This is a genomic window from Rhodoferax sp. OV413, assembly GCF_945881795.1.
Taxonomy (GTDB): domain Bacteria; phylum Pseudomonadota; class Gammaproteobacteria; order Burkholderiales; family Burkholderiaceae_C; genus Allorhodoferax.
Window position 1 is genome coordinate 1 of record NZ_CAMCVG010000104.1, and the last position, 6286, is coordinate 6286.

Consider the following 6286-nt stretch of genomic DNA (forward strand, 5'->3'; position numbering starts at 1 on the left):
TGGCAGGGCGTGGAGCAGTACATGCGGCAGGTGTACCGCGACAACGGGTACCTCGAAGTCAAGGGTCCGCAAATCATCGACAAGAGCCTGTGGGAGAAGACCGGTCACTGGGACAAGTACCGCGAAAACATGTTCACCACCGAGAGCGAAAAGCGCGATTACGCCTTGAAGCCGATGAACTGCCCGGGCCACATCCTGATTTACAAGCAAGGCATCAAGAGCTACCGCGACTTGCCGCTGCGCTTTGGCGAGTTCGGCCAGTGCCACCGCAACGAGCCCTCCGGCGGTCTGCACGGGATCATGCGGGTGCGCGCCTTTACTCAGGACGACGGTCACATCTTTTGCACCGAGGATCAGATTCAGGGCGAGGTGAAGGCGTTCACTACTTTGCTGCAAAAGGTCTACAAAGATTTTGGCTTTCACAACATCATCTACAAGCTCTCCACCCGCCCGGAAAAGCGCATCGGTACCGACGAGAGCTGGGACCGTGCCGAAAATGCATTGGCAGAAGGTTTGCGGGCGTCAGGCTGCGAGTTTGAATACCTGCCGGGCGAGGGCGCTTTTTATGGCCCCAAGATTGAATACACGCTCAAAGACGCGCTAGGCCGCCCCTGGCAGTGCGGCACGATTCAGGTAGACCCAAACTTGCCCGAGCGCTTGGACGCCGAATTTGTGGGCGAAGACGGCTCCCGCCATCGCCCCATCATGCTGCACCGCGCGATTGTGGGAAGCTTGGAGCGATTCATCGGCATCCTGATCGAAGAAAGCGCCGGCGCCTTGCCCGCATGGCTGGCGCCAGTGCAGGTGGCGGTGCTCAACATCACGGACGCGCAGGCCGAATACGCCAGAAACGTGGCCAAAGCGCTGCAAAATCAAGGGCTTAGGGTTAATTTGGATCTGCGTAACGAGAAAATAACCTATAAAATACGTGAGCATTCGATGCAGAAGCTGCCCTACCTAGTCGTTATCGGTGACAAGGAGATGGCAGCAGGCGCTGTTGCAGTGCGTGCCCGGGGTGGCCAAGACCTCGGCGCAATGTCCCTGGAGTCGTTTATTGAACGTATCTCGGCGGACGTTGCCACCAAATCTTCCTGAGGCTTTTCCCAAGGAATTTCCGGTTTGACGGCGCGCGCTGTGCGGCAACCGCTACAGTTTTTGTAGCAGATATTGTGAAGGATTGAGCCATCGCTACTGAATTTCGTGACCGCCGCCAGCGCGAAGAACGTAAACACCGTTTGAACCGTGAAATCATGGCCCCTGAGGTTCGCCTCGCCGGTCCTGACAACGAACCCCTCGGTGTCGTCAGCTTGATGGAAGCCCTGCGTATGGCAGGTGACCTGGATGTTGACTTGGTTGAAATTGCTGCCACCGCCAACCCGCCTGTGTGCCGGTTGATGGATTACGGCAAGTTCAAGTACCAGGAGCAGAAAAAGGCAGCGGAAGCGAAAGCCAAGCAGACGGTGATTGAAATCAAGGAAATCAAGTTCCGTCCGGGAACCGATGACGGCGACTACAACATCAAGATGCGCAATATCCGGCGCTTCTTGGCCGAGGGCGACAAGTGCAAGATCACTTTACGTTTCCGGGGGCGAGAGATCACCCACCAGGAAATTGGTCTGGCCATGTTGCAGCGGATGCGCGATGAGTTGGGTGACACCATTCTTGTCGAGCAGTTTCCCAAGCTCGAAGGCCGCCAGATGATCATGATGATTGCACCGGGTCGTAAAAAGCCCGGTGCAGTCGCCAAGCCCGCAGCAGAGGCTGCGGCATAAATATCCCTCGCAGGTCTGGTCACCTGCTTGGGGTTAGCAGGTTGCTGAAAAGCACCCTGCGAACTAGCAGACCCGCTTGCGGGGACTGCACAAGTGGCTCGGGGCCAACAAGGCTGGAAAGTGTTTCCAGACGCCTCACGAGCACAAATGAAAAGGAGCATTCACATGCCCAAAATGAAGACCAAGAGCGCGGCGAAGAAACGCTTCCGCGTCCGTCCCGGTGGTACCGTCAAGCGCGGTCAAGCCTTCAAACGTCACATTTTGACCAAGAAGACCACTAAAAATAAACGCCACTTGCGCGGTTCTGCTGCTGTCCACGAGACCAATATGGGTCACATGGCACAAATGCTGCCCGGCCGTGGTATTTAATTAACGACGTACAAGGAGTAATCACATGCCTCGCGTCAAACGTGGTGTAACGGCTCGCGCCCGCCATAAAAAAGTTCTGGCCCTTGCAAAGGGTTTCCGCGGTCGCCGCGGTAACGTGTTCCGTATCGCCAAAGAAGCGGTGATGAAGGCCGGGCAATATGCCTACCGTGACCGCCGTACCAAGAAACGTGTGTTCCGTCAGTTGTGGATTGCCCGTATCAACGCGGCAGCCCGTCAATGCGGCATGACATACAGCCAGTTTGCCAATGGTCTGAAGAAAGCCAATATCGAGATCGACCGCAAGGTTCTGTCCGACATCGCTATCCACGACATGGCAGCTTTTGCTGGCATTGTGGATCAGGTCAAGGCCAAGCTGGCCGCCTGAGTCCGCTGCTGATTGCTATTGATCCGGTAGCAATCCGCGCACCAGAAACAAGGGCTAGCGCTTGAAAGAGCACTAGCCCTTTTTCATTGATTACTTCGTTATCCAAGAATTTATGACCGAGTTGAACGCCATCGTCGAGGCCGCACAGTCCGCTTTTCTACAAGCCGCCACGCCCGCTGATCTCGAAAACGCCAAGGCCCTGTTTTTGGGCAAGTCAGGCAAGATCACCGAACTGATGAAGGGCATGGCCGCCTTGAGTGTGGACGAGAAAAAGTCCCGCGGCGCGGCCATCAACTTGGCCAAACAAGCGATTGAGGCGGCGCTCACCGATCGACGGCAGGCACTCGCAGATGCAGAACTGCAGCTTCAATTGCAAGCTGAAGCGCTGGACGTTACCTTGCCGGGCCGCCAGCGCGGGCAAGGCGGTTTGCACCCCGTGTCGCTCACACTCGAGCGCATCGAGGCGATTTTCGGCTCCATGGGCTTTGACGTGGCGCAGGGCCCTGAAATTGAGTCCGACTGGTTCAACTTCACCGCCCTCAACACCCCCGAAGACCACCCCGCGCGGTCCATGCACGACACCTTCTATGTAGAGGGTGGCTCGGAGTCGGCGCCCGACCTCCTGCGTACCCACACCAGCCCGATGCAAATCCGCTACGCCGTGCAGCATGTCAAGGCGCACCGCGCGGCTGCCGGCGCGTTAGCAGAAGGTTTGTTCAGCGGCGACATGCCTGAGATCCGCGTCATCGCCCCCGGCCGCACCTACCGTGTGGACAGCGACGCCACCCACTCGCCCATGTTCCACCAATGCGAAGGCCTGTGGGTCGGGGAGAACGTGAGCTTTAAAGACCTCAAGTTCGTCTTCACTGATTTTTGCCGCACCTTCTTTGAGTCCGACGACCTGGTCTTGCGTTTCCGCCCCAGCTTTTTCCCGTTTACCGAGCCCAGCGCCGAAATCGACATTCAGTTCCAAACCGGCCCGCTTGCAGGCCGCTGGCTCGAAGTCGCCGGTTCCGGCCAGGTGCATCCCAATGTGATCCGCAACATGGGCCTGGACCCTGAAAAGTTCATCGGCTTTGCCTTCGGCATGGGGCCGGACCGCCTGACCATGCTGCGCTATGGCGTGAACGACCTGCGCCTGTTCTTTGATGGCGACGTTCGCTTTCTGTCGCAATTCCAGTAATCCACACGATCACCTTTTCACGCCGGTCCTGAACATGCAATTCTCCGAATCCTGGTTGCGCAGCTTTTGTAACCCCGCCATTTCCACCGCCGAGCTGGCCGAGACCCTGACCATGGCCGGCCTCGAGGTGGAAGAGACCCGTCCCGTGGCTCCTGCCTTCACCCGCATTGTTGTGGGCGAAATCAAGGAAGCGGCGCAGCACCCCAACGCCGACCGCCTGCGCGTCTGCAAGGTCGATGTGGGCCGGCCGGATTTACTCAACATCGTGTGCGGCGCGCCCAATGCGCGGGTCGGCATCCGCATCTCTTGCGCGCTGGTGGGGGCTGAACTTCCGCCGGGCGAAGACGGCAAGCCCTTCCTCATCAAGGTGGGCCAGCTGCGTGGCGTCGAGAGCCAGGGCATGCTGTGCTCGGCGCGCGAGCTAAAGCTCTCGGAAGATCACGGCGGCCTGATGGAACTGCCGCTGGACGCGCCTTTGGGGCAAGACATTCGCCAGTACCTCGATCTGGACGACACCTTATTCACCCTCAAGCTCACGCCGAACCTCGCGCATTGCCTGAGTGTTTACGGCGTAGCGCGTGAAGTCTCGGCCCTGACCGGCGCACCCTTGCGGGCGCCTGAAATTGCAGCGGTTCCGGTGGGCATCCCCGAAAAGTTGGACGTCCGGATCAGCGCGCCTGATTTGTGCGGACGTTTTTCCGGCCGTGTGATCCGCAACGTCAACACCCAAGCCCGTACGCCGCAATGGATGGTCGACAGGCTCGCGCGCTGCGGTCAGCGCAGCGTGAGCCCCTTGGTGGATATTTCCAATTACGTGATGTTCGAGTTGGGCCGCCCGACGCATATTTTCGACCTCGACAAAATCCACGGCGCCTTGGACGTGCGCTGGGGCCGTGCCGGCGAGCAGCTCAAGCTGCTCAATGGAAACACCGTCACTGTGGATGACAAGGTCGGCGTGATTGCCGACGCGCAGCAGGTCGAGTCGCTCGCAGGCATCATGGGCGGAGACGCCACCGCCGTGTCCGACGACACCCGCCACATCTACGTAGAGGCCGCTTTCTGGTGGCCGAAGTCGATTGCCGGCCGCTCGCGCCGCTTCAATTTTTCTACCGACGCCGGTCACCGCTTCGAGCGCGGCGTGGATCCCCAACTTACTGTCGAGCACATCGAGCGCATCACCCAGCTCATCATCGACATCTGCGGAACGCCGCAAACCCGATGCGGCCCGGTGGACGACATCGTGAGCCACTTGCCCCCCGCCACGCCAGTGACGCTGCGGGTGGCGCGCGCGGTCAAGGTCATTGGTATGCCGCTGACCCAGGCGCAATGCGCCGATGCCCTGCGCCGGCTCGGCTTGCCGGTGCAGGAGTCCGAAGGGCTGATCACCGTCACGCCGCCCTCGTTCCGGTTTGACTTGCAAATTGAAGAAGACCTGATTGAAGAAGTGGCCCGCATGGTGGGCTACAACCGGCTGCCGCACACACCGCCCCAGGCCCCCATCACCGCCAAAATCCGGCCGGAGAACGAGCGCAGCGCCTTCGCAGTGCGCCGTTCGCTCGCGGCATTGGGCTACCAGGAAACCATCAACTTCAGCTTTGTAGAAGAACGCTGGGAGCACGAGCTGGCCGGCAACCCGAACCCCATCAAGCTGCTTAACCCGATTGCCAGCCAAATGAGCGTGATGCGCTCGTCGCTGCTGGGTTCATTGCTACAAGTTGTGCGTTTCAATCTGGCCCGCAAGGCGCCCCGGGTGCGCGTGTTTGAGCTGGGGCGTGTGTTCCTGCGCGATCCGTCGGTCAAGAACACCGATTCCACCGTTGAGGGTTTCGATCAACCCATGCGCGTGGCCGGTTTGGCCAGTGGCGGCGCCGATGCGCTGCAATGGGGCCGAAAAGACCACGGTGTCGATTTTTACGATATCAAAGGCGATGTGGAGGCCTTGTTGGCCCCCCTGAAACCCGAGTTCGTTCCCGCGCAACACCCTGCCATGCACCCCGGCCGCACCGCCGAGGTGCGGCTCAACGGCCAGTCCATCGGCTTCGTGGGCGAGCTGCATCCCAAGTGGCGCCAGTCGTATGAGTTGCCCAGCGCGCCGGTGATGTTTGAGCTGGCGCTGGATGCGGTGTTGGCCCGCAGCGTGCCAGCTTTTCACAGCGTTCCCAAGTTCCAGGCGGTGCAGCGCGATGTGGCGGTGGTTGTTGCCGACTATGTGACCCATGCCGATTTGATTTCCGCAGTACGCGCCGCGCCCACACAGGGCCTGCTGCGGGATGTGCAGCTGTTCGATGTGTACCGCCCCAAAGCGGCCCAAAGCGCAGACGCACCGTCAGGCCATACCGACCGCAGCCTCGCCCTGCGCCTCACCCTGAACAGCGACGACGTCACCCTCACCGAGGAGCAAATCGATTCCGCCATGAAAGCCGTGGTCGATCAGCTGGTCAGCGCGGTGGGTGCGCGTCAGCGCGCTTGATCTTTGGGCAGCCTGAAAGACATTCGTATGGATTTTTCTGTTGAAAGCCTGGAAACGCCGGCGCTCACCAAGGCGCAGCTCTCGGACCTGCTGTTTGAGCAAATCGG

Annotated in this window: 6 protein-coding genes and 1 pseudogene; all 7 read left to right on the forward strand. The window is 59.8% G+C overall.

Annotation, left to right across the window (positions count from 1 at the left end; genetic code table 11):
- The coding region (thrS, locus tag Q0O05_RS10740) for a threonine--tRNA ligase (protein ID WP_293662872.1) at positions 1 to 1095 on the forward strand (1095 nt) is incomplete at its 5' end.
- 89 nt (positions 1096 to 1184) lie between these two features.
- On the forward strand, positions 1185 to 1772 hold the full coding sequence (gene infC, locus Q0O05_RS10745) for a translation initiation factor IF-3 (RefSeq protein ID WP_293662883.1): 588 nt from the start codon (positions 1185 to 1187) through the stop codon (positions 1770 to 1772).
- A gap of 165 nt (positions 1773 to 1937) precedes the next feature.
- Positions 1938 to 2141, forward strand: a complete 204-nt coding sequence (gene rpmI, locus Q0O05_RS10750; protein ID WP_087497166.1) for a 50S ribosomal protein L35 — start codon at positions 1938 to 1940, stop codon at positions 2139 to 2141.
- Between the two features lie 25 nt (positions 2142 to 2166).
- Positions 2167 to 2526, forward strand: a complete 360-nt coding sequence (rplT, locus tag Q0O05_RS10755; protein WP_293662877.1) for a 50S ribosomal protein L20 — start codon at positions 2167 to 2169, stop codon at positions 2524 to 2526.
- Positions 2527 to 2638: 112 nt separating this feature from the next.
- A complete protein-coding gene (pheS, locus tag Q0O05_RS10760; RefSeq protein ID WP_293662879.1) occupies positions 2639 to 3709 on the forward strand; it encodes a phenylalanine--tRNA ligase subunit alpha in 1071 nt (356 codons plus the stop codon).
- A 34-nt stretch (positions 3710 to 3743) separates the two neighbouring features.
- Positions 3744 to 6179 (forward strand): phenylalanine--tRNA ligase subunit beta, encoded by a 2436-nt coding sequence (gene pheT / locus Q0O05_RS10765; protein WP_293662881.1) that lies wholly within the window; start codon positions 3744 to 3746, stop codon positions 6177 to 6179.
- A gap of 27 nt (positions 6180 to 6206) precedes the next feature.
- Positions 6207 to 6286: pseudogene (locus Q0O05_RS10770) on the forward strand (integration host factor subunit alpha); the annotation flags it as partial.

Excerpts from the sequence above, each read along its gene's own strand:
- rpmI (WP_087497166.1), top strand. The coding sequence starts at position 1,938 with ATGCCCAAAATGAAGACCAAGAGCGCGGCGAAGAAACGCTTCCGCGTC.
- pheT (WP_293662881.1), top strand. The coding sequence starts at position 3,744 with ATGCAATTCTCCGAATCCTGGTTGCGCAGCTTTTGTAACCCCGCCATT.
- rplT (WP_293662877.1), top strand. The coding sequence starts at position 2,167 with ATGCCTCGCGTCAAACGTGGTGTAACGGCTCGCGCCCGCCATAAAAAA.
- pheS (WP_293662879.1), top strand. The coding sequence starts at position 2,639 with ATGACCGAGTTGAACGCCATCGTCGAGGCCGCACAGTCCGCTTTTCTA.